A 24,384-nucleotide genomic window follows, 5' to 3' on the forward strand; every position below is an offset into this window, starting at 1 on the left:
CGCATAAACTTGCCTCTCCTTATTATGCGTGCTTTTCTATAAAGTGCTGAACCCAAAGAAAATTGATAAAAGTTGATAAAGCTATATTGCAAAAAAGATGAGAATAACTCTAATATAGAGAGTAGATAATTGTTGAAACTGGTACACGCTATATTTAAACCTTTGTCGTTGCTTAAAAGAATTTATCTTCACTCTCAATTCAAAGAGTGATAAAAATGAAAGAAGAAAGAATGGTCAATCTTAATAGTGGGTATCAAAGTAACCTCAGATATTGGCTCACTTGCATTATTGGATTTGTTGCTATCTTGGCAATTATAATTGTTGGTGGATTTTATATTGCAAAACCCTATCTTGACAGTTTTGTAAGAAAAGAAATAGCCCGTCATTCCATAAAAGCCGAAACATCTGAAGTAAGCATTCTAGGTAAAATCAATTTGAAGAATGTGACAATACCTGTTCCAGCTGGTACATCACTTAAAATTGGTGCCATTTCTGCCCGTCCTCCTCTTTCCTTTATTCCCGGAACGTTTACATTTTATAATGTTGATTTAAAGTATAATAATATTCATGTGCAAATTCCCCAAATTTCTCTTCGGAATGTATCCTTAAAAGAAAAAGATAGAACGATAACATCACGTCTTTTACAATCAATGATGCGTATTGAGCTTTCCTCAATTATTGCTCCCAATATACAACTTTCTATAGAAAATAAAAATAACCGAACAGAAACGGTTGAAATCAAGAATTTCCAGCTTTCTGATTTTAGAAATAACCATATCCATTCAGTTAGTATCAAAAATATGGATCTTAAAACGGTCGTAGCAAATGGTGCCAAACAGATGCAACTTATGGCTAAAAGTAATACAATAAAAGCCCATGATATCGACATCAACTATGCCTACTCTATCATTTTTGGAAAAAACAATGCTCTCAATCAAGGTAAAACCGTTACTGGCCCCATTTCTTTGAATAATATAAGTGTCGATATTTTTGAAGAAGCAGAAAAAAACAGCTCTTTCTTCCTTGGGCAGTTTAAAACATCTGGTTTAAAGATGAAACCGCTTGAGCAAACTCCTGAAAAATTAATCAAAGCTTATCTTAATGCAAGAAAAGAGAATAATAAAATCGCTGAAAAAGTAGCACAAAATGGTCTTCTTCTAAACATACTGCTCGCCATTACCTCAGCGGATGCCAAAGTTGATAATATCACCGTTGATATACCGCAGTTGAAAGCAACGCTCGAATCATTCCAATTCAAACCAAGTTTGTGGAAACAACCTATCCCTAAAAAGCTTTTTCTTTCTCTCAATAACCTTTCCGTTTTACCTAAAAAAATGAATGAAAAAGACTTAGAGTTCTTCAAAAATCTGAACTTTGAGCGCTTTAATGTTTCAGGAAAAATTGATATTTCTTACGATGAAAAAAACCGTATGCTCTTTCTTGATACAATGTCTTTCAATATGAAAAACGTTGGATCTGGGAACATCTCGGCTAAGGTTATTGATGTTGATGAAAAGCTTTTTTCTGGTCAGAAAAATATAATGATTGCTGCGTCTCAAGACCTTGGCATCAATGAAATTGATATACAATATACGGATGCAGGTTTCATTGATAAGCTTTTTTCTTATCTTGCGCAAAATCTTAATGACAGCCAACATGATCTAAAAAAGGAACTTTATGACGATTTCTATCTAATGATGACGCAGACCCCAAAAATTCTGCTAAAAAATCATGACGAAGCAGAAAAAATTTCAAAATCCTTAGGAGAATTTGCTAAAAATCCACAAACATTGATCGTTAAAATTAAAGCAAAAGATAATAAAGGTCTCGCAATAGTTGATCTCGAATCTGCTCTACAAAATGATCTATCTAAGGCTTTAAGCAAAGTACATCTCACTATTAAAAATGAAGCGTCGCGTTAAACATTTTGTGCTTTAAACATGATGATCTTGTCTATAAATTAAGAACTTTATTCCTCTTTTTTCTTTTGTATGATACAGAAGGTATCATACAAAGTCATTTATACAGAGAGTATAGAATCTAAAATTGACGATGCTTGGAGTTGTTCATGTCTGATTTATCTTCAAATCGCCTGCCTAATCGCGCTTCTCGTGTCACTAATCAAGCGCTTTCTGCTATCGAGCGTTTTCTCCATATTGAAGCTCTTAGTGGTGTTGTTCTTTTATTAGCTGCTGCTTCTGCACTTATTTTTGCCAATTCTAAATATGCTGCTTTCTATGAATCTTTTTGGCATACACCTCTTGGCTTTAATTTGGGTCATTTCACTCTTTCATGGGATTTACATTTCTGGGTTAATGATGCCCTTATGACTATTTTCTTTCTCGTCGCAGGAATGGAAATTCGACGCGAAATTCATGAAGGGGCTCTTGCCGATTTTAAACAAGCAATCTTACCAATTGTTGCTGCAATAGGGGGCGTTTGTGTTCCTGCAATTATTTACTTTATCTTCAATTTTAACGAGGGACATATCCGCGGTTGGGCTGTGCCAACAGCAACAGATATTGCCTTTGCTCTAGGTATTCTTGCTCTTCTAGGGAAAAAAATTCCCTCTAATCTTCATATTATTCTTCTATCATTAGCAATTATTGACGATATTATCGCTGTTCTTATTATTGCTTTTTTCTACTCAACAAACATTGATCCTAGCGGTTTAATGATTGCAGGAGCGGGTATTGCTTTGGTACTATTTTTTCAGTGGATCGGGCTTGCATCAGCATGGCTTTACATTTTACCTGGTGCAATCATTTGGTGGGGTTTAATGGTAACAGGCGTTCACCCATCGCTTGCTGGCGTAATCTTAGGGATGATGACTCCCGTTCTTCCTACCCGTACTCTTGTAGCGCCACTCACCATGCTCAGTAACGCTATGCAAATTCTTCAAGAAAAAAATACAAAAACAGATCTGCATCATATTTCAACAGCATTGAAAAAGATGCGCAAAGGACAACGGGCCATGATCGCCCCAGTAACACGTGTTCAAAAAGCATTGCATCCATGGGTTGCATACGGTATCATGCCAGTTTTTGCCTTCGCAAATGCAGGAGTAAGTTTTGCAAACTTTGATCTTTCTTCTGACAAATCATTCTTGATTGTTTTGGGTGTTGTCATTGGTCTTTTCATCGGTAAGCCTCTTGGTATTATCACTGCCAGTTATATAGCTGTAAAATCAGGGCTATGCCGCCTCCCCCCTCATATGACCTGGACAGGCGTTTTACTCATTGGTTTTTTAGCAGGAATTGGCTTTACAATGTCTATTTTTGTTTCAATGCTCGCTTTTAAAGATATTATTCTGCTTGATGCGGCAAAAATTGGGGTCCTTTGTGGCTCAGGTTTATCTGCCCTTATCGGTCTGGGATATGGATTTATTTATATTAAGCGCAATAAAGGAATTTCTCATAGTTCCTAACAAACTAACTAAAAATACATTTTTATGCAGAACTTTTAAAAAGCGATTTCGCTCATTTGTTGGGTTCGGACGATATTTAATGTAAAAGCTGTTGTCTCGCCTCATCTTTACACTTATGAAGGAGGAAACTAACATCATCATACTATTTACGAGCCTCTAATGTTACAACACCTTTGACTCTTAAGAAGACTTATAAGAGATATTTTTATTCCTTTCTTCAATATTCTTTTACTCATGCACCGGCTCCACTCATGGTGTGCACAAAAATGATTTTAATTGTTTCAATATGAAAGGCTTCGTGGTTTCAGAAAAGCTGCCTTTCGTCGGGACTATTATTCACTATAAAGAAAAAATTAATTATTATAAATCAATATCTTATGTTTAATCATACGAAACAGATAAGAATAAGCAAAATTCAATAATCAGTTAAGTAATTCCATGGTTTATTTTTTTCCAATAAACTACCCTCCTCGTTACTGATTTTATTGCGGTATTCTAAATAACTTTAATTTTTATCTTCTTAAAAGCACATTATTTTTGGATAAAAAATATTTGATTTATCATTATAAATCTTGAATGGAGTCTAGATATCGTATGATTTCCTCATTTCAAATCTGTACATGATGAATCAATCAAGACTATTCTCTTACACGTCACAAGCCGAGGAGAAGTATGGATTATTTGAAGAAAGAAATAAGAATGCTTCATCATATCCATATAAGCGCTGTTCAACAGGAAAACTAAAAATTAAATGATGACGACCAGCTGACACCTTTGATCTAAGTAAAGGAGATGGTGGTCCCCAATAAACTTTACGTTAGCCATCCACAGGCGCCATAATGTGGGGGGGGGCGCCCCCTTGGGGAGAGAGATATTTCTTCAAAACAAGCGCGTAAATTGGCACTATAATAGCGTTTTGTTTTACGTGAAAGGCATATAGATTTAAATAACGCAAATAAACAAAAACGTGAACCAATGTGTAATATCCATTATTTAAAAGATATTGCTGTCAATACCTTTGAAAATTGTAAAGCAGAATTAAAAGGAAGTTGTAAAATGGAAGTTGGTTTTCACTTTTATGGCTTCATCTCACCCAATTAGGTTTTATCTCCATTTCAGAAATTACCCCACCAGGTATACGCAACATCCTTATTCCTATCTGGCATACAAAAACAGGAGTTGCTCGTAGGCCCCTTATCCGTCTCAATATACCATCAAATATGCATCTGCACTGACATTAGATATTGATACAGGTAACAAAAAACAAAAGATTTATTTGGAATAACAACGTCATAACATCACTACTAGATTGACAATGGAGTGGAAAAATATTCCCGTTTTTTATCATCGACACATCGCTTGTCTCACTCCATGAAAGAATTAAACTTGAAGCATGCTTCCACAGGGAGCACTCTAGTTTACGTAATTAACTCGCGGGAAAAAAGAAAATCCTAGTCATTTAGACTATTCTAAAACATATGATTGGTGGAAAAATAGAGCATATATATCGTTGTTCTCCCCTTTTTCCGCTCTTATTTGATATTTATTTTCTTTTTGTTTAAAGAGCACGCTCTATATTTCTTGATATCATAAAATACTCTTCATAGATAATTTAAAAAGCAATATTTCCGAGACTTTCAAATTGTACAACGCCACATAAAATACAAGAAGGGTAAAATAATATGGCTATATTTCTCACAAGAAGAGTTTTGCTTACAAAGACCACCATTTGCAAAATATGTAAACATGATAAGAAACTAGCACAATATACTGCAAAAACGAAAGAATGTATTTCATGTGTGATTGGCAGTATGACACAGAAAATACTTATAATAGAGTAGTTAAGGGAAGAAAGTTAACCTAAAGAACATATGGAGGTATCAAAAACTTTGAAAATCTTAATCATAATTCAAAAAAGAGAAATAGACATGAAAAAAATTTAAGTAATAAAATCATAAAAGAAACACACTGTAACATTATCATTATTTTATGAAAAGTACTTCTGAAGAAGCTATAAACGCATAAGACATGGTAATTTTATAACTTATAGTGCAACATAAATATTATCTATAGAGATATATTTTTTATTGCCTCGTAATACGGAAAAAATTAAATTTTCAAGATATACATAAAGTCATAAACAATCATTTGATGACAAACTAAACATCTCTAGAAAATACATCATCAATTCTATTTTGGTAATTCCGTCACTAATCCAATGAGCTCCCATTTCTCTAAGATTTATAATATTAAATCTGTATTCACGAGGCTGTCCCTCATGTAACATGCATTCTTTGAATAAACGCAGTGCATTGTTCCTTAGTTCTATTAAGGCTTATCGTAAAGTCTTCTCCATCTCACTCTATAGGCTCTAAAACGTTTATAGACGGCATATTTTATATCCCTTCTTAAACAGTTTTTTACCCAAACATCTTTCTCTTGTAATGTATAAGTGACCATTTTAAATTCATCATGAACAAGTTTAAAATGAGAGAGTCCTGCTGTATTAAATATTCCATTTAAGTTAAAATATAAATATCCTTAACAAAAATTATTAATATATATTAAAGCTTTACGTTATTGAAACTCTGTTGAAACTAAAAAATACTTATCCCTTATCAAGTGCATAAACAGCATGTAATGTTCTAACCGCAAGTTCAGTGTAAGCACTATCAATCAAAATAGAAATTTTAATTTCTGAGGTCGTAATTGCTTGAATGTTAATACCCTTTTCAGCCAAAGCCTTAAATGCTGTAGCGGCAACACCTGCATGGCTACGCATTCCAATACCAATCACAGATACCTTGGCGAGATCGCTTTCAAACTGGAGAACATCAAATCCAATTTCTTTGCGATTCTTTTCAAGAAGTGTAACGGCTTTTTCTACATCTGATGATGGTACAGTAAAAGTCATATCAGTTTTTGAGCCATCTTCAGAAATATTTTGCACAATCATATCAACATTAATGCTTTCTTCAGCCAAGGGACCAAAAATTGCTGCCGAAATCCCTGGACGATCGGCAAGCCGACGAAGGGAAATTTGTGCTTCATCCTTAGCAAAAGCAATACCAGTAACATTTTGTTGTTCCACAATTTCATCCTCATCGCAAATAAGTGTTCCAGAAGAACTCATTGGATCCTCCATGCCTAACGCATCAGGATCCTCAAAACTTGAACGCACAAAGGTACGAACCTTATGAACCATTGCCAATTCAACAGAACGAACCTGTAAAACCTTTGCACCAAGAGAAGCCATTTCTAGCATTTCTTCAAAAGCTACTTTTGGTAAACGACGCGCTTTCGGCTCTATACGTGGATCCGTTGTATAAACACCATCCACATCCGTATAAATATCACAGCGATCAGCTTGTACAGCAGCGGCTATAGCAACAGCACTTGTATCTGATCCCCCACGCCCTAAGGTAGAAATCCGGTTATCCGGAGATAACCCCTGAAAACCAGCAATAACGGCAACCTGACCTTCCTGAAAACACTCGATTAAAAAAGATCCATCAATATTAGTAATACGTGCACGGCCATGCGCATTGTCTGTATGAATAGGAATTTGCCAACCAAGCCATGAACGTGCATTCACCCCCATTTCTTGAAGTGTCAAAGCCAACAAACCTGACGTAACCTGTTCACCAGAAGCAACCACAACATCATATTCACGAGCATCTCTATGCATAGAGGAAGCATCACTTGTCCACTGAACAAGTTCATTCGTTTTACCAGCCATCGCAGATACGACAACGGCAACCTCATTGCCTGCATCAACCTCTCTTTTGACATGCCTTGCAACATTATGAATACATTCAATGTTTGCTACAGACGTTCCACCAAATTTCATGACAATGCGCGCCATTAATAACACTCTTACCTTTACATCTCTTATCTCAAACAGTAATGAGAATTAGATGCTGTATCAACTAACCATTTTCTCGACATAGCGAATATCTATCATTTGTGCAAGTTTCATTATGATTATATTAATTTCTCTTGACTTTGTATAAAATCTACTTGACCTGATCATTAAAAATAAAGGAAGGCAACATGATCGATGAAACACAAACAACTATTGATCAAAGTGAAATTGATCATTTTTCACGTATTGCTACAGAATGGTGGAATCCACAAGGAAAATTTCGACCTCTTCACCAATTTAACCCAACACGCCTTGCTTACATCAGAGAAAAAATCTGTTTAGAGTTTAATCGTGACCCTTCTTCACTTACGCCCTTTCACAATTTGAAAATTCTTGATATTGGCTGTGGAGGAGGCTTGTTATCTGAACCAATGGCACGTCTTGGTGCTATAGTTGTAGGCGTTGATGCTGCACAAACAAATATTGAAGTCGCAAAAACCCATGCAGCTCAAAATGATCTTTCCATTGATTACCGCACGACGACAGCAGAAGTACTTGCCAATGAAGGAGAAAAATTTGATATCATCCTTAATATGGAAGTTGTTGAACATGTCGCTGACGTTAATCTCTTCATAGAAGCTACAGCAAAAATGCTGAAACCACAAGGGGTGATGTTTGTCTCAACACTCAACCGCACATGGAAAGCATGGGGGCTTGCTATTGTAGGCGCTGAATATATTCTACGTTGGCTTCCTAAAGGAACCCATGATTATAAAAAATTCCTAAAACCTCTAGAACTTAAAAATTTCTTATCAAAAAACGCTCTGACTGTCATTGATGAGATAGGTATTACTTATAACCCATTAAACGACAGCTGGAATCGCTCAAAAGACATGGGCGTTAACTATCTCCTTCTTGCAAAACGGTCTTAAGAATATGTAATTTACAAATATCATATGCCTTGTAATAAAGAATTGAGCTTTCCCTCAGCCTCTAAAGCATAAAGATCATCACAACCGCCAACGTGATAATCACCTATGAAAATTTGTGGAAATGTATTACGTCCATTTGCACGCTGTACCATTTCTTGGCGAAGGGATGTGGAAGCATCAATATCTGTATACTTTACGCCTTTTTTATTAAGCAAATCACGTGCTTTTGTACAATAAGGACAGTTAGGGCGTGTATAAATTATTACCTCTTTCATAGTATTATCCTCCAATATTTTTTAATAATATTCATTTTAAATTCCTCTTAAGAAGAGGGAAAAATAGAATCTTCTTTGAGAACACGCGAAAATGTTAGCACATCAACCTGTCGTGCACCTGCATCTTTTAATGCAGCAGCTGCTGCTGTAACTGTTGCACCCGTTGTAAATACATCATCAATCAGCAAAACAGAACATCCTTTGAGATATTTTTTAACTTTATGCGAAACCTTAAAAGCATTTTTTACGTTAAGTTTTCTCTCTCTCGAAGAAAGACTAACCTGCGGACGGGTATGCCGACAACGAACAAGCCAACTCGGTTTTAAAAGCTTTTTTTGTGATGCTGCAATGTAACGTGCAAGCTCAGCAGATTGATTATAACGCCTCTCCCAAAAACGACGAAAATGCAATGGAATGGGAATAATAACATCACAATCATCAATAACCTCGCGTCCAGCAAACATCATCCAATTGGCCATAAATGATGCCAATTCTATATGATCACCATATTTTAAGCGCGTTACTAAAGTTCGTGCAAGCCCTTTATGAACAATGACTGAGCGAACACGTGAAAAAGGATGGGAATTACGGAGTGCTTCACCACTAAGAAAACCATCCCCCATATCACAAACAAAAGGAGTCCCCATAACAGGACAATAAGGTTTTGTGATAAATTGAAGATCTTTCCAACATTCGGAGCAAATCGTACCATAAGTAAAAACATTTTGCTTACATCCAGGACAAATTGGTGGATAAAGCATCGTTTTCAAGCGTTCAACGAACTTACTTAGTATATCTCCGCTATTTAACGCCGCTTCTCGAAAATACAACATTATAAATTTAGGCTTTTACAAGTTTCCCTCAGAACAAAAGTTCCTTTGTATTTCCTCAATTTATAATTTTAATTCCTTTAAAAACTCTTACCTTCTATAAATTTATTTTCTTTCATATTATAAACTTGACAGAGCTTGCACAAATAATGAACCTTTTTAAAATATATTCTTTCATAGATCGAAAGTGTTCTACAATATGTCGCATCCTTTAATTTTTGATCATAACCGCATTGAACAATTCCGAAAACGTGCCTTTCAAAAAGCAAAAAAAGGATGTGACTTTTTACTCTCTCACATGGCAGAAGATCTCTATAAACGCCTTAGCACTGTTGATCGCCTCTTTACATTAGCTCTCGATTTACACAGCCATACAGACCTTGCTGCGCAAGCTTTAATGAAATCTGGAAAAGTTTGTTCCATAGAACGCATTGAGACCGATACGCTTTATCAAAGCCATGATAAAAAATTTCATTTACGTCATCGAGAATTTCTTGATTTACCTCAAAGTTACTGTGACCTTATTGTTTCACTTCTTTCATTACAATTGACCAATGATACCCCTGGTGTTCTAAGCCAGATAAAAAATACTCTTAAACCAGATGGCTTATTTCTTGCTGTTATGGCAGGAGCTGGTACATTAAGAGAATTGCGCGAAAGCCTGCTGCAAGCTGAAAGTGAAATTTATGATGGAGCAAGCCCTAGAATCTACCCTTTTGCCGACATTCGTGATGCAGGCGCTCTTTTACAGCGTATTGGCTTTGCCCTGCCTGTAGCAGACGTTGAAGATATCACAATACGTTATAATACAATGTTTGACCTTATGCACGATCTTAAAGCTATGGGAATGCAAAATGCACTCATCAATCGTTCACGACGCCCTGTATCCAAACGTTTTTTTCTCCGCGCAGCTGAAATCTATGCACAACGATTTAGTGATCCTGATGGACGTATTCGTGCACATTTTTCTTTCATCTGGCTCTCTGGTTGGGCTCCTCATCCCAATCAACAAAAACCGCTACAACCTGGTTCAGCGCAAATATCTCTTACAGATGTTTTACAGCCCCAAAAAATATAATCTAAAATTATTTTTTAAAAATACTTTTATCTGTTGTCCGTAATATTTGACTGGTGACCGTTCCAGCTATCATTGAATCGCTCACGTTTAGAGCAGTCCGTCCCATATCAATTAGCGGTTCAATAGAGATAAGTACAGCAACCAAAGTAACAGGAAGCCCCATAATTGGTAACACAATCAATGCAGCGAAAATAGCACCTCCCCCCACACCAGCAACACCAATAGAACTCAACGTTACAACACCAATAAGCGTAGCAATCCAAGTAGGATCAAGAGGATTAATACCCATAGAGGGTGCAATCATGGTCGCAAGCATCGCTGGATAAAGACCAGCACAACCATTTTGTCCAATTGTTGCCCCAAAAGAAGCTGCAAAACTCGCAATGGATTGTGGTACACCTATCCACTGTGTTTGCGCTTCAATATTCAAAGGAATACTTGCAGCACTTGAACGACTGCTAAAAGCAAATGTTAAAACTGGTAAAACCTTTTTGAAAAAACGAAAGGGATTAATCCCAGAAATACCAAGCAATACACCATGAATTCCAAAAATTAAAATAATACCGACATAAGAGGCAATGATAAAAACCAGTAAATTTAAAATATCTGTAATACGCGATATTGCTCCTACTTTCGTCATAAGTGCAAAAATACCATAAGGCGTCAAAGCAATCACAATACGGACTAACCGCATAATCCAAGCTTGTGCCACTTGAATAAATAAAAGCGCTTTTTCTCCTTTTTCTGGCTCATCTTTCTTTAAAAGAAGAACCGATGCACCTAAAAATGACGCAAAAATCACAACACTAATAATTGACGTACGTTTAGCTCCACTCAACTCAGCAAATGGATTTTTAGGAATCATAGACAAAATCATCTTTGGTATATTCATATCTCCAAGTTTAGAAATATGACCTTCAAGAAGAGCAGAAACATTTTGCCCTTCATGCACCAAACCATCGGTTGTTAATCCAAAAAAATTAACCACAAGCACACCAACCAATGCTGAAAGAGCCGTTGTAAAAAGCAATATTGAAATTGTTATTATACTCATCTTTCCAACAGCATAAACAGAATGTAAATGAGCAACTGCTGAAACGATAGAGATAAAAACCAATGGCATAACAATCATTTGCAACAATAAAATATAGCCCTCACCGACAATGTTAAACCATTCAACGGATTTCAATAAAGTGCTTTCACCCTCTCCATAAATAAACTGCAAAACACTTCCAAAAATCAAGCCAAGGATAAGCCATAGCATAACACGTAGTGAAAGACTCCATTGCATTTTCTTACTTTGAGAAACCAACAATAAAAAAATAACAAATAGAAATAAATTGACGAAAAAATTAAATGTCATTGTCTATGCTCACTATTATTATGGTTGACATAAATAATCTGCATAATTCAAAATCAATGCATGATATTTAAAATTAACCTATAAAGCTTACAAGGCTTTTACAAAATCATTATTTTTTTAATTTATAGATTAAAAGAGAATTTTTTATCTACTAATAACTGTTTAAAGAAAATAAATAAAATTATTTTCTTATTATTTAAATTTTCACTCTCATAAAATAGTTAAAAAAGAGAAATATAAGCAGCATTCATTGCATCTTAATACTGAATAATTCCAGCATATCTTATCCTATAAATCTCCTTACCTCTCTCTTTTTCTATTTGAACTGAAGCGAGCTTTCCAAGCAAGGATGAATTAACAATCGAACATTCATGATTTTTCTAGAAAATACACCAACAAGCTACTTCTGCTCATTTTATGGACTGCACTCTCAATAGCTTTGATCAGCACTTCAAATATAATTATTTTATTGAAAATACTTTTTATATATTCTTTCTTTGCTCTCAATGAAAGCTTTTTTATTTTTCAAAACTCTTTTTATAGTCATAAAAAGTCTTTGAAATACAACATGTTGATTTATAATCATAATTTACTGTTTTGCATATTAAATGAGAGTCCCGAATAACGTAAGATTCTCTCATTTCAAACCTGTTTATCTTGAATCAATCAAAATCATTTGCTTGCACGTCACAAGCAGGGCTGGCGTATGAGTAAAAATGTATAAGAAAGGAGTAGAAAGACCTCTTATGAAACATCTTAATGCAAGAGCTGCCGCAACATTGGAGGGCGGAGCTTGAGCAGAAAATATAAATAATATGATTGCTTTTTATAATAGCGCAGTAAAACGTTTTAACGATACCTATTCATATACTGATCGAACAACACGTGCACGTGCTATAGATAATTTTGTCACTTTAGATATAAAAAAGATAAGTTGGAGTTATAATGTTACGCAATAACTAATAAGAGGAAAGGTTTTTGAATTTGAAGAGGCATGCCTCATTCAGAGTTCATATCATCCTTTTACGCAACAGTGGTTTTATTATAATCGGAATCTCAACGATGGAATTTACCAAATACCTCGTATAGTCCTGATAGAACAAAAAGTTGAAAATAGGATGATACAAATTACAGGCATAGGAGCACGAAGCGTTTTTTCTGTATTGATTGCTAAGAATTTGCCTAATCTAGATGCAATAGATACAGGTCAATGCTTTCCACGGTATCTTTATAAAAACGTTGAATCTCTGTAACTGTTCATGATGAAAAACAATCCCTTTTGTTTGCAAATTCAATAAAGGAAAGAAAAACATCTGGTTTACAGAGGCGTGATGCCATTACGGATGAAGGACGAGCACATTTTAAAGCTGCTTATCCTAGTGGAGCATAACAAAGACGATTACAAATTTCTAGATAATGAAAACAATGGAAAAGACTGAGGATATATGATTACAATGAGAGGCTTTAAGCCTACAAATATTATAAATTTTATGAATAGTACAGTTTAAAGCATTAAAAGCAGTCTTACAGTAGATTTACAATGTATGGGGATAATTAATTGCCTATAATAAGTTGCGCTCATACTGATAAAGATTATTCTGCTATAGAAATGTTGTGCTTTTTTGAATTTTTGTGCGTATTCAAACACTCATTCGTTACAAGCTCAATCTCTTTATCTCGTGCCTCTTTATCAAGAATAATAGTATTTTAATATAATACCCCTTTGCATACAAATAGTTATTTCTTATCTATGAATAGCTTATAATTTCATATAACTCTATGAAGATAATATTTTTTATTTATCAATATTTAATGATGTAATTAACACATTCATTATATATAATAATCTTTATTTCTATCTATTTACATAATATATTTCTTTTTTTTATAAAAATAAAATTGAGTTATACATACATAGATCTATCGGTATTTTTTCTACTGTCTTTTTAGCGCACTGAAAGATTGATATCATAATTTTTGTATAATAAAATGCTCTTTCATATAAGCATTGTATATTGAATTATAATAATTGACTATTAACCGCAAATTATATTTTTTTATCCCTTTTAAAAGTGAAAAATATTATTTTCAGACCTATTCATAAGTAGATGAGCCAAGTGAATAAAAAATGTTTGATAATAAGCTTTATCTCTTATGAACTATCTTTAGTACAAAGGGACAACATTACGATTACGGAAATATCGTGATATTATTGGGTATAAAAATCACACTGCCCAAGAGATTTTTGTATTGTATCCTTTCCGTTATGAGAAATGTTAAAAGCAAGGTAGGATATGCTCTCTAGAGAAATGAGTGAATGAACCACCACGGTGATATGCATTTTTAAAAAAGTAGGAAGTATCTTTGCTTCAAATTTAATAGGCACATTCTAAAAATAAAGGTTCTACCGACTCATTCCAAATAGAATAGTAATGGGACAAAAATTTTTCAGCATCTGTTTGTCCCATTGCAACAACCTCTTCTAGAGGATTAAGAAAATTTGTTTCATCAAAACCATTCGTATCATACTGTTTGCGATTTTTTAAGCCTTTGCGAGCAATAGCGAGAGCTTGACGTGCTAACTCTAAAAGAATAGTTTGACGAAAAGGAGTTCTTAACCCTTCTTTAGGAACGCGTTGGCGCAACTCTAAAACTTCTTCAAAACACCAATCTTTTGTCAAAGCCTCTGCCTCATTAAGTGCTTCCCTATCATAAAGAAGCCCAACCCAAAAAGCCGACAACGCACAAATGCGCTTCCAAGAACCACAATCAGCTCCCCTCATTTCTAAAAATCTTTTTAAGCGGACTTCAGGAAATAACGTTGATAAGTGATTAATCCAATCTCCCATGTTTGGAATTGAATTTGCAACTTGTCCTTTTAATGCTCCATTCATAAACTGACGAAACGTTATGTGTGTACAATCATAATAACGACCATCCCGCACAACAAAATACATTGGAACATCAAGGGCCCATTCAACATAATCAGCAAAACCAAAACGCTCAGAAAATACAAAGGGCAGAACGCCTGTCCTCTGATTATCCGTATTACGCCAAATTTCAGAACGCCACGATAAAAAGCCATTTGGGCGCCCTTCTGTAAAGGGCGAACTTGCAAATAATGCCGTTGCAATGGACTGTAACTTCATGGATACTTGCATTTTTCGCCGCATATCACTTTCAGATGAAAAATCAAGATTAACCTGAACTGTTGATGTGCGATACATCATATTAAGACCATTATACCCCACTTTAGGCATATAATCAGTCATAATCTGATAACGTGATTTAGGCATTCGCGGCGTTTCAGCTAAAGTCCACTTTGGACTAGCTCCAAGACCTAAAAAACCTATACCTAATGGTTCTGCAATTTTTTTGAGAAGAGTTAAATGCTCCATCAACTCGTAATATGTATGGCTTACTGATTTTAATGGTGCACCAGATAATTCAAATTGTCCCCCAGGTTCCAAAGAAATGGCTCCCTGATCAACTGATCCTACGAGCCCAATAATATTCTCTTCATCTAAAATAGGTTTCCATCCTAAGGCGCTTTGCATCCTCTCTAAAAGCGCTCGGATTCCCCTCTCTCCTTCATAAGGAACAGGGTGAAAACCATCTCTATAAAACGGAAATTTTTCATGTTCTGTACCAATGCGCCAATCATCTTCTGCTTTATACCCCCCTTGGAAATAGCTAACCAAAGAATCTAAGTTATAAATTTCACTTTCATCAGTTATATCAAGCGCCATAACTTACCGTATCCTATAATTGGTATCATCATCTTAAATAAATTGTTTAGAATGATTTTACAGATTTCTCAATCCATTGCCCAATCCCCCACGGTAGCATTAAGAAGAGCCAAAGCAGCAACAGCGGCAGTATCAGCGCGTAAAATACGCGGACCTAGTGATATTGGAAACACAAAAGGATGTTTTTTTAAAAAGCTCCGCTCTTCTTCACTAAAGCCACCTTCCGGTCCAATAAGAATACCAGGTGTTGTAACGTCACGCTTTTTAAAAGAAGGTAATGGATTATGCAATTTATGCTCTTCATCACAAAAGAATAAAGGCTGTGTCTCATCCCACTGTGCTAAAAGTTCTGCTAATGATAGAGCCGATACGCATTTAGGAAGAGATAAAATTCCACACTGTTCAGAAGCTTCAATAACATTGGCTTCCATACGCGCCATATTGATACGCGTAGCCTGCGTATGATGCGTTATAACAGGCTGCAAAATCGATACCCCCATTTCAACAGCTTTCTGCACCATATAATCCAACCGCGCATTTTTGAGTGGAGCAAAGCAATAAATAAGATTGGAATGCGTCGTTTGTAATCTTTCTTGATGGATAAGCTGAACCACAACAAATTTTTTCTTAACAGTGATAAGTTTAGCAAGCCACTCACCATCCTGTCCATTAAAAAGTAAAATTTCTGCTCCTTCTTTCATACGCAAAACATGCATAAGATAAGAAGCTTGTGCCCCCTCTATCTTTATTTCTTCATTCAAAGCCAATGTCTGCCGGATAAATAATCTTTTAAGTTTATAATTTATGCGCATAAAAATTTTGCCAATGCTCACTATCGTCATCGAGAAAATGAAGAAAAATATATAGCAAAAAGAAAAAATTATATCTATAGAACTATAATATATTAAAGAATTATAGAGTTTTTTTAGCTTTATGAGATAATAATAGGAACTTATAGATCCTTAAGTGATTCTGCTTTCATAAAAGTTTAAATAATGCACCATTCATCTTTGCATTCAGTCATTGATGCATCCGTGGAGGAAAAATATGTCTGCTAAAAAAGCTACAATTATTACGATTACAACCCTCTTAGCCTTTATTTTGATTACAGTGGGAATTGGTTCTGTTGGAGCCGACGGGAAGCATACAATTACCAAAGATGGCTATGGTATTTCTTCTGCGATTCAATAAGCACTGGCCAACATCCTCCTTAAAATTTTAATGTTTTTTAGCAATTTTTATAAGATTAGCACCGATATTATGAATCTCTTGTATTTGAAAGATTCCATAAGAAGGTTTTTTATTCCTCTCTTCAGTCATTTATCTATACCAACCTCACTTATTATGACGGTGAGGATGGTTTTTACTGCTTCACGACGAACGGATTTAAAATGAGAGAATCTTCCGATAATGGGAGCTCTGATTTAAATTTAAAAGACAATTTTAAGTTGCAAAAAGACGAATTACCATTATAGGATAGAATATTATACAGATGAAAAACGATACTCAATCTGCGTTAATATCTTTTGTAACCCAAAAATCGCCATGATTTTGTCCTTTAGAGCTTAGAGAAAATGTAAAAGGCCATGCAAGGCTATTAGCAAGACATTGGACATCTTTACATAAAGTTTCTGATCTATAGTTTTTGCGTAGTTGTGCCTGTAATATCAGTTCATTTTCCTTCCCTTGCGCAATAGCAGTTGCAATGATTCCTTGAATGGATAAGCTCAAGTCTGCTGTACGCATTAATGACTCTGTTACCTTCATCATACCTTCTGAAAAGCTTGTCTGAATATCCCAGTGATCAAATGTTGTTGAAAAAGTATCATTATTCATTAAAAGAAATTGTTGTTTATTTGAAAGTCTTGTTTGTAATTCATTCAGATCATACCCTAATAGCCGACCAGAAGACATCTTCAGTGTTAACTCACCCTGCATTTTCGTAAAAATTTCTGGCCAAGAATCAGCAAGTGTTCGTACCGTTGCAGTAAAATTCGTTTTGCTTTGTATAAATGGAATAAATCCCAAGATTTCTAAAGTCTCCTGCATATCAATAGAAGCACCTGAAATATTTCCTCCAATACGCACTTTCTGTCCAGCTGAAGTAACTTCAATATTACTTTGCACAGATCCACCAAAAATATTCGCATGTCCAAGATCAAAAATACCATGACCATCTCTTATTTGTATTGCAGCAGCTAAATTTGTGAGTGAAATATTTCCTATTTTAGCTTGTGGCGCAGAAAGTCGTATATCCACGCCAATACAATCAAAAGTTCTCATGTCAAAGCAGGCATTTTTCTTTTTACCTGAAAAAAACATTGAACCCAAGAGGCTAAGGTCTAGATTATCAAAGGCTAAAGAGCCCATGACATTTGGTACATAATCTTGAAAATCGAGTTTTAAAGCTCCTCGCGCATTGGCTTTCCCCATCGTAAATGTAACATTGTTCATTTGGATATGCATTGGCTGCGCTAAAAAATGAGATTCCCATACAATGGGTATTTTTAATTTATGTCCCCAAAACTGATTTCCACCAACCCAAGACAATGTCTGATTCCATCCAGGAGAACGCATTGACACTTTTCCGTCAAAAATATAATATTCAGATAATCGAGCCTTTCCTGTAAAAGTTATTCCCCCACGTACAGAATTGAGACTTGCCCTAATATGACTTTTGCCTCCAGCAAGAAGCAGTAATGCTTGAGAAGCATCAAGTGATAATTTTGTAAACTCTCCGCGCCAACGCGCATCTGCACGTAACCGTACTTCCTGAGTTGATTCCGGCCAATCTAAAGTTGCATTTAATCCTGTTATTTTTTCTGCTACTCCTGAAAAACTATCGTGATACACAAGAACACCATTTTTAATGACAATCCGTCCAAAAGGTTGTTTTAAAAGGTGCTCTATCTCTGGATGCTCAGGATTATGTTTTAATATTTCACGCGTATTACGTATTGCCACCCCTAATGCACCTTGTGAGCGAGAAAACCGATCAAAAAAATCTGCTATTGTTTTAACAGGCTTTTCCATAACAAATTGAGGACGCATAATCCGCGTCTCTGAAAAAGAAATATGTCCCCAAAGAAGATCGACGACAGAAAGATCAACTTCTATTGATTCAGCTTCCATTAATGGCGCAACATCATCCATTTTTGATGTTAAAGTAACGCCAGAAAGAAATGCTTTAGGATAAGGAAAAAGATGTAACCGCGGTGGATCACGCAATTGCACATTGTAACCCGTCCATGCACTTAAATCCTGCGCTAAACGAATACGAATCGCATCTGTAGAAATAAGATAAGGTAAAACGAGAATCCCCACTCCAAATAAAAAGATAATTGTAATAAAAACTCCGCTCAAAAATTTTATTATTCTGATGCGCACATTATCCCTCTATACTTATCCCCCTATAACAGATTAAAAACAAACTTAAATGATCATAAAAAGTTTTTATAATCCTATAATTCACTATATCCACTTTGTATCTTCATTATTTTTGTTCTTTATCCAAAATTTATTCAAACAGCAATGTTGCTGCTTCTTTATAAAGCAATTATTTAAAAGTCTTCAAAACTATAAATCCACAACATTATAAAACCATTCTTACTGTTCTCATATGAATATTGCTATAAAACTCTATCGTATTATTAGAAAATGCTTTACAAAAGAAAACAAACAGCCTTACCGAAAGGATCTCTGAATGAATAATATTATCGACGGAAAAAAACTTGCTGAAGAGATTATTGTGAAAGTTAAGGCCGAAACAGCAAAGCTCCGCCATCACTATAATATACAACCTAGTATCGCTGTTATTATCGTTGGAGATGATCCTGCAAGTCAAGTATATGTCACCTCAAAAAATAAAAAAGCCGAAGAATGTGGGTTTCTTTCAATCAAACATGTCGTTTCCAAAGAAACGCAAGAAAAAGAACTCCTTCAACTTATTGCAACATTAAATTCTGATCCCAAAATTCATGGTATTTTGGTACAGCTGCCTCTCCCTGCTCATATGAATACAAATCGCATAACACAAGCCGTTGCTTTCCAAAAAGATGTTGATGGTTTTCATTATATTAATGTAGGAAAACTCGCGGCAAATGCACTTGAAGATGCAATTATTCCCTGCACTCCAGCTGGTGCCATGATGATGATTGAACAACACTGTGGACGAGATTTATCTGGACTTGATGCTGTCGTTGTTGGACGCTCTAATATTGTTGGAAAACCTATGGCTGCCCTTTTAACAGCAGCCAATGCCACTGTGACAATTGCCCATAGTCGTACCCGTGACCTTGATGATGTGTGTCGAAGCGCTGATATTCTAGTAGCAGCTGTAGGCCGCCCACAAATGATTAAAAAAGACTGGATAAAAGATGGTGCAATTGTTATTGATGTCGGTATTAACCGCGTTGCTGCACCAGAAAAAGGTATAGGGAAAACACGTCTTGTTGGTGATGTCGATTTTGAAAACGTAAAAGAAAAAGCTGCTGCGATCACCCCTGTTCCAGGAGGCGTTGGACCAATGACAATTGCCATGCTTATGGTTAATACACTCAAAGCCGCCGCGCGATCACACAATCTGCCGATACCAAAATTCTAAAAATTGTAACAATTCCTTGTATATGGTTTCATTGTATATGATTCAGCTTATTTATTTTTGCATTTTTCATGTCATAAAAACAGATGCCCCTTGATCTGCACGATTAACGGATTGACGAAAAACATGAAAAAGTTCGCGTCCAACACCATGTTCGTTTTTTGAAAGATCCGGAGGTATGATTTTTCGCGCGTTAAATTTTGCTAAATCCTCCAAAAGAGTTAATTTACCCTCATGAGCATCAAGAAAAACAATATCACCATCCTGCAAACGTGCAATGGGGCCATTATCCACTGCTTCTGGTGTCACATGGAGAGCAGCAGGAATTTTTCCTGACGCTCCTGACATACGCCCATCGGTTATCAATGCTACCTTTTGACCGCGATCTTGTAAAACGCCTAAAATGGTTGTTAATTTATGAAGCTCTGGCATACCATTGGCTTTTGGTCCTTGATAGCGAATGACAGCGATAAAGTCTTTATTATGCAACACTCCAGATTTAAAAGATTTTTGTAGTTCCTCTTGATCATTAAAAACAAAGACTGGTGCTTTAATCTGCCAATACTCTGGTTTAACAGAGGAAACTTTTATAATAGCTGTTCCCAAATCTCCTGATAAAACACGAAGACCACCATCAAGCTGAAATGGCTTTCTCCACCCCGCTAACACCTTATGATCACCACTTTCCTTAAGAGCCGCTTCACGCACCACATGACCATCAGCAGAAAGCTTTGCTTCAATTGCATAAGCATTGAGATCTTTACCAAAAACCGTAGAAACATCTTCATGTACCAAACCTGCCTCGATAAGCTCGCGAATAATAAATCCCATTCCCCCCGCAGCGTAAAAATGATTAATATCTGCTAAACCGTTAGGATAAATGCGCGCTAAAAGAGGCACAACGGATGAAATTTCTGCAATATCATGCCATGTCAATTTAATACCGCAAACAGCAGCCATAGCAATCAAATGAATCGCATGATTGGTAGAACCTCCTGTTGCATTTAATCCTACAATGGCATTCACAAAAGAACGCTCATCAATGATCATTCCAAGTGGACTATAATGATCACCAAGATCTGTCATTTCAAGTACACGTTTCGTAGCTTCTTTTGTTAAAGCATCACGCAACGGTGTATTCGCATTAATAAAAGAAGCTCCAGGCATATGAAGCCCCATCATCTCCAGTATCACCTGATTAGAGTTAGCTGTTCCATAAAATGTACATGTTCCTGGCCCATGATAAGAACGTGCTTCCGATGCTAGAAGTGTTTGGCGATCTATTTTATTTTCCGCGTAAAGTTGACGTATCTTTGCTTTTTCATCATTACCTTGACCACTTGTCATAGGACCAGCAGCTATAAAAATTCCTGGTAAATGACCAAATGTTAGGGCACCAATCAATAAACCTGGCACAATTTTATCACACACCCCAAGATACAATGCTGCATCAAAGACATCGTGTGATAAGCTTATAGCTGTTGCCATTGCAATTACTTCACGCGAAAAAAGGGAAAGCTCCATCCCCGCATTTCCCTGCGTAACACCATCGCACATCGCGGGAACACCACCTGCAACCTGTGCAACACCACCAACCGTACGGGCCGACTCTTTAATTAAGTGAGGAAATTTTTCAAAAGGTTGATGTGCTGAAAGTATATCATTATATGCCGTGATAATGCCAATATTCCCAACGATATTTCCCTTCAAACGCTCTTTATCTATTGCACCACAAGCAGCAAAGCCATGAGCCTGATTGGCGCATCCTAAAAAACTCCGTTTGGGGCGATGAACTTGTGCTTTCGCAATACGATCTAAGTAAATTTCTCGTGTTGATCGAGAACGTTCATAAATCCTTCGTGTAACGGTAGCAATTGTCTTGGAAAGTGCCATATTTCTCTCCCCCTTTCATTGTTTCTTCCCCTCATTCATTGAGAGAGATTACGTTTTATTCACCTTGTGTCGCATATTTTGATTCACTTATTTCATTTTCTGCAGGCGACCAATAAACCTGAACGAGATGAGGGGAATTACGCAAAATTGCCCGAATAGGCATTTCTGTTTCAGCCCCATCTTGACAAGCTTCCTCAAAACAATCGCGTTTCTGAAAACCCTCGAAATGGAGAATAATGCAACGAGATTGCATAATAACTGGCAAAGTTAGTGAGAGTCTTGGCTCAACAGCACTCTTAGCATGAAGGGGTAAAACAAGTGCTTGTGTTCGTAAATCAAGCGCTTGCTTTAAACGATCAGCATCAGGAAAAAAAGAAGCCGTATGTCCATCCTCCCCCATTCCTAAAACAACAACATCAAAGGGTTTAGGCAAAGTATTAACACGACTCGCCGCTGAAAAAGCAGCAAGTTCAGCAGTAATTGCTTTATGATAAAGCCCTACAAAACGTGCTTTTGCGGCAAAATTTTGTAACAAATGACACCGTACCATATGTTCATTTGAACGTTCATCGTGTGTAGGGACAAAACGTTCATCGACCAAAGTGATAATGATCTTTTGCCAATCAATATCTGCTTTTGACAAATAATGAAAAAACAATTCTGGTGTTTTACCACCAGACACCGCTAAAACTGCTCTCTTGCGCTCAAGAACAGATACACTAAGCTCTGCGGCTACTCGATCTGCTAATGCCAAAGCTAAAGTCTGAGGGGTTTCAAAGTCTAAACGATCAATATTCATTCTATACATACTTATTGCTCTAAACTAAATTGTTCCATATACGTCCATCACGTTCCATGAGGCTCATCGAAGCAGACGGACCCCACGAACCAGCGTTATAACTGTGAACAGGCTGTTTTATTGCTTCCCATCCCTCAATGATTGGATCAATCCAACGCCAAGCAGCCTCAACTTCATCACGACGCATAAACAGTGTTTGATCTCCACGAATAACATCCATTAATAAACGTTCATAAGCATCAGGATTACGTTCAGAAAATGCGGAAGCAAAACTCATGTCTAATGGAATGTGACGAAACCGCATACCGCCATAACTTGGATCCTTAATCATCAACCATTGTTTTACACCTTCATCAGGTTGGAGACGAATTACAAGCCGATTAGAAAAAATTTCATCTAAATCCACATTAAAAATATTATGAGGAATAGGTTTAAAAACCACAACAATTTCAGACATTCGCGTGAACATGCGCTTACCTGTTCGTAAATAAAAAGGCGTATTAGCCCAACGCCAGTTATCAATCTTAACCTTAAGTGCTACAAATGTTTCACTCTTACTCACTCTTCCTAGATCATCAAAATAAGACTCTACCGATATACCATTTGATAGACCAGAAAGATACTGCCCACGTACAGTATGCTGCCCTACATTATGGACATCAAGCGGTGTTAAAGAATGTAAAACTTTAAGTTTTTCATCGCGCACAGCATTAGCACTGTTGGTAAATGGTATTTCCATCGCAACCAAACAAAGTAACTGTAGCATATGGTTTTGAACCATATCGCGTAGAGCACCAGTGCTTTCATAGTATTCTGTACGCCCCTCTAACCCTAAAGATTCAGCAACGGTTATTTGAACATGATCAATATAATTGGAGTTCCATAGCGGTTCATAAAGTGTATTAACAAACCGCAATGCCATTAAATTTTGAACAGTTTCCTTCCCAAGATAATGATCAATGCGAAAGATCTGCTCTTCATTAAAGGCGCTTGCAAATACATCATTAAGTGAAATAGCTGTTTTTACATCGCAACCAATTGGTTTTTCAATGATAATCCGTGTTTGTGCTGTCACCAAATTATTTTTTCCCAACTTCATCGCAATATCAGCAAAAAGTGACGAACCAACAGCCAAATAAAAAGCTCGAATATCTGCTGAATCTTGTGACAGAAGGAGGGCTAAATCCTTCCACCCTCGATTTGAGGTAACATCAACAGAAACATAGCTTAAACGTGCAAGAAAACGATTGAGTTCTGTTGAATTGAGATCTTTTGGATGGATATGTTTTTCTAAAGAAATGCGAACAAAATTTTGATATTCTTCACAACTTAAGAAAGTGCGCGAAACCCCAATAATACGTGTTGGCTCACTGAATTGCCCAGCACACTGACAATGATACAAAGCCGGCAAAAGCTTGCGCAACGCCAGATCACCATTGCCACCAAAAACAATACAATCAAAGGAAGAAACTGGAATAATTTTACGCACCATGAACTTGTTTATTTTTCTATTCGATTATGAAATCCCATATCACTTATAAAAGCTTTCATCATTAAAGCAGACAGATACTAA

The 24,384-nt window shown here is 36.2% G+C and carries 17 protein-coding genes; 7 read left to right on the plus strand and 10 right to left on the minus strand.

Annotated features, from left to right (window positions below; translation table 11 throughout):
- Positions 1 to 215: 215 nt before the first annotated feature.
- Positions 216 to 1,922 carry a hypothetical protein gene (locus ACFIMM_RS04360; RefSeq protein ID WP_375692635.1) on the plus strand — a complete coding sequence of 569 codons (1,707 nt, stop codon included), beginning with the start codon at positions 216 to 218 and terminating at the stop codon, positions 1,920 to 1,922.
- 146 nt (positions 1,923 to 2,068) lie between these two features.
- On the plus strand, positions 2,069 to 3,427 hold the full coding sequence (gene nhaA, locus ACFIMM_RS04365) for a Na+/H+ antiporter NhaA (protein WP_375618444.1): 1,359 nt from the start codon (positions 2,069 to 2,071) through the stop codon (positions 3,425 to 3,427).
- A 2,608-nt stretch (positions 3,428 to 6,035) separates the two neighbouring features.
- Here the strand turns inward: nhaA and ACFIMM_RS04370 are convergent.
- Positions 6,036 to 7,292 carry an aspartate kinase gene (locus tag ACFIMM_RS04370; RefSeq protein WP_375612083.1) on the minus strand — a complete coding sequence of 419 codons (1,257 nt, stop codon included), beginning with the start codon at positions 7,290 to 7,292 and terminating at the stop codon, positions 6,036 to 6,038.
- A 188-nt stretch (positions 7,293 to 7,480) separates the two neighbouring features.
- Between ACFIMM_RS04370 and ubiG the strand changes: the two genes are divergently transcribed.
- The gene (ubiG, locus tag ACFIMM_RS04375; RefSeq protein ID WP_375638029.1) at positions 7,481 to 8,224 is read left to right on the plus strand and encodes a bifunctional 2-polyprenyl-6-hydroxyphenol methylase/3-demethylubiquinol 3-O-methyltransferase UbiG; all 744 of its coding nucleotides are present in this window, start codon (positions 7,481 to 7,483) and stop codon (positions 8,222 to 8,224) included.
- A gap of 20 nt (positions 8,225 to 8,244) precedes the next feature.
- Here ubiG and grxC read toward each other — a convergent pair whose 3' ends face one another.
- Positions 8,245 to 8,499: a glutaredoxin 3 gene (gene grxC / locus ACFIMM_RS04380; RefSeq protein ID WP_375612081.1), complete on the minus strand. Its 255-nt coding sequence runs from the start codon at positions 8,497 to 8,499 to the stop codon at positions 8,245 to 8,247.
- A gap of 47 nt (positions 8,500 to 8,546) precedes the next feature.
- Positions 8,547 to 9,332, minus strand: a complete 786-nt coding sequence (locus ACFIMM_RS04385; RefSeq protein ID WP_375621100.1) for a ComF family protein — start codon at positions 9,330 to 9,332, stop codon at positions 8,547 to 8,549.
- Between the two features lie 196 nt (positions 9,333 to 9,528).
- Between ACFIMM_RS04385 and ACFIMM_RS04390 the strand changes: the two genes are divergently transcribed.
- Positions 9,529 to 10,407, plus strand: a complete 879-nt coding sequence (locus tag ACFIMM_RS04390; protein ID WP_375638027.1) for a methyltransferase — start codon at positions 9,529 to 9,531, stop codon at positions 10,405 to 10,407.
- A 7-nt stretch (positions 10,408 to 10,414) separates the two neighbouring features.
- Here the strand turns inward: ACFIMM_RS04390 and ACFIMM_RS04395 are convergent, their stop codons facing one another.
- Entirely contained in the window at positions 10,415 to 11,770 is a 1,356-nt protein-coding gene (locus ACFIMM_RS04395; protein WP_375612078.1) for an L-cystine transporter, read from the minus strand.
- 1,001 nt (positions 11,771 to 12,771) lie between these two features.
- On the opposite strand from ACFIMM_RS04395, the gene ACFIMM_RS04400 reads away from it, so the two are divergent.
- Positions 12,772 to 13,023: a type ISP restriction/modification enzyme gene (locus ACFIMM_RS04400; RefSeq protein WP_375692636.1), complete on the plus strand. Its 252-nt coding sequence runs from the start codon at positions 12,772 to 12,774 to the stop codon at positions 13,021 to 13,023.
- Between the two features lie 1,122 nt (positions 13,024 to 14,145).
- On the opposite strand, the gene ACFIMM_RS04405 is transcribed toward ACFIMM_RS04400, so the two are convergent.
- Together ACFIMM_RS04405 and ACFIMM_RS04410 are read right to left on the minus strand one after the other, a co-directional pair.
- Positions 14,146 to 15,519 carry a glutamate--cysteine ligase gene (locus tag ACFIMM_RS04405; protein WP_375612076.1) on the minus strand — a complete coding sequence of 458 codons (1,374 nt, stop codon included), beginning with the start codon at positions 15,517 to 15,519 and terminating at the stop codon, positions 14,146 to 14,148.
- Positions 15,520 to 15,587: 68 nt separating this feature from the next.
- The gene (locus tag ACFIMM_RS04410; protein ID WP_375612075.1) at positions 15,588 to 16,331 is read right to left on the minus strand and encodes a 16S rRNA (uracil(1498)-N(3))-methyltransferase; all 744 of its coding nucleotides are present in this window, start codon (positions 16,329 to 16,331) and stop codon (positions 15,588 to 15,590) included.
- 235 nt (positions 16,332 to 16,566) lie between these two features.
- Between ACFIMM_RS04410 and ACFIMM_RS04415 the strand changes: the two genes are divergently transcribed.
- Entirely contained in the window at positions 16,567 to 16,710 is a 144-nt protein-coding gene (locus tag ACFIMM_RS04415) for a hypothetical protein (protein WP_273790383.1), read from the plus strand.
- 315 nt (positions 16,711 to 17,025) lie between these two features.
- On the opposite strand, the gene ACFIMM_RS04420 is transcribed toward ACFIMM_RS04415, so the two are convergent.
- A complete protein-coding gene (locus ACFIMM_RS04420; protein WP_375638023.1) occupies positions 17,026 to 18,906 on the minus strand; it encodes an AsmA family protein in 1,881 nt (626 codons plus the stop codon).
- A gap of 316 nt (positions 18,907 to 19,222) precedes the next feature.
- Between ACFIMM_RS04420 and folD the strand changes: the two genes are divergently transcribed.
- Entirely contained in the window at positions 19,223 to 20,122 is a 900-nt protein-coding gene (gene folD, locus ACFIMM_RS04425; RefSeq protein ID WP_375629801.1) for a bifunctional methylenetetrahydrofolate dehydrogenase/methenyltetrahydrofolate cyclohydrolase FolD, read from the plus strand.
- A 66-nt stretch (positions 20,123 to 20,188) separates the two neighbouring features.
- Here folD and edd read toward each other — a convergent pair whose 3' ends face one another.
- Genes edd through zwf form a run of 3 tightly spaced genes read right to left on the minus strand, consistent with a single transcriptional unit; the run spans position 20,189 to position 24,303 of the window.
- Complete coding sequence (edd, locus tag ACFIMM_RS04430; protein WP_375682556.1) at positions 20,189 to 22,012, minus strand: phosphogluconate dehydratase; 1,824 nt, start codon at positions 22,010 to 22,012, stop codon at positions 20,189 to 20,191.
- A 55-nt stretch (positions 22,013 to 22,067) separates the two neighbouring features.
- Complete coding sequence (gene pgl, locus ACFIMM_RS04435; protein WP_375616357.1) at positions 22,068 to 22,820, minus strand: 6-phosphogluconolactonase; 753 nt, start codon at positions 22,818 to 22,820, stop codon at positions 22,068 to 22,070.
- 10 nt (positions 22,821 to 22,830) lie between these two features.
- Complete coding sequence (gene zwf, locus ACFIMM_RS04440) at positions 22,831 to 24,303, minus strand: glucose-6-phosphate dehydrogenase (protein ID WP_375616358.1); 1,473 nt, start codon at positions 24,301 to 24,303, stop codon at positions 22,831 to 22,833.
- Positions 24,304 to 24,384 lie beyond the last annotated feature (81 nt).

This window comes from Bartonella sp. AP258QHHD, assembly GCF_042196145.1.
GTDB lineage: Bacteria > Pseudomonadota > Alphaproteobacteria > Rhizobiales > Rhizobiaceae > Bartonella.

Bases quoted from the DNA above. Each gene is read 5' to 3' on its own strand.
- zwf (WP_375616358.1), bottom strand. From the start codon at position 24,303: ATGGTGCGTAAAATTATTCCAGTTTCTTCCTTTGATTGTATTGTTTTT.
- ACFIMM_RS04385 (WP_375621100.1), bottom strand. From the start codon at position 9,332: ATGTTGTATTTTCGAGAAGCGGCGTTAAATAGCGGAGATATACTAAGT.
- grxC (WP_375612081.1), bottom strand. From the start codon at position 8,499: ATGAAAGAGGTAATAATTTATACACGCCCTAACTGTCCTTATTGTACA.
- ACFIMM_RS04395 (WP_375612078.1), bottom strand. From the start codon at position 11,770: ATGACATTTAATTTTTTCGTCAATTTATTTCTATTTGTTATTTTTTTA.
- folD (WP_375629801.1), top strand. From the start codon at position 19,223: ATGAATAATATTATCGACGGAAAAAAACTTGCTGAAGAGATTATTGTG.
- edd (WP_375682556.1), bottom strand. From the start codon at position 22,012: ATGGCACTTTCCAAGACAATTGCTACCGTTACACGAAGGATTTATGAA.
- ACFIMM_RS04410 (WP_375612075.1), bottom strand. From the start codon at position 16,331: ATGCGCATAAATTATAAACTTAAAAGATTATTTATCCGGCAGACATTG.
- ubiG (WP_375638029.1), top strand. From the start codon at position 7,481: ATGATCGATGAAACACAAACAACTATTGATCAAAGTGAAATTGATCAT.
- ACFIMM_RS04390 (WP_375638027.1), top strand. From the start codon at position 9,529: ATGTCGCATCCTTTAATTTTTGATCATAACCGCATTGAACAATTCCGA.
- ACFIMM_RS04415 (WP_273790383.1), top strand. From the start codon at position 16,567: ATGTCTGCTAAAAAAGCTACAATTATTACGATTACAACCCTCTTAGCC.
- ACFIMM_RS04370 (WP_375612083.1), bottom strand. From the start codon at position 7,292: ATGGCGCGCATTGTCATGAAATTTGGTGGAACGTCTGTAGCAAACATT.
- nhaA (WP_375618444.1), top strand. From the start codon at position 2,069: ATGTCTGATTTATCTTCAAATCGCCTGCCTAATCGCGCTTCTCGTGTC.
- pgl (WP_375616357.1), bottom strand. From the start codon at position 22,820: ATGTATAGAATGAATATTGATCGTTTAGACTTTGAAACCCCTCAGACT.
- ACFIMM_RS04360 (WP_375692635.1), top strand. From the start codon at position 216: ATGAAAGAAGAAAGAATGGTCAATCTTAATAGTGGGTATCAAAGTAAC.
- ACFIMM_RS04405 (WP_375612076.1), bottom strand. From the start codon at position 15,519: ATGGCGCTTGATATAACTGATGAAAGTGAAATTTATAACTTAGATTCT.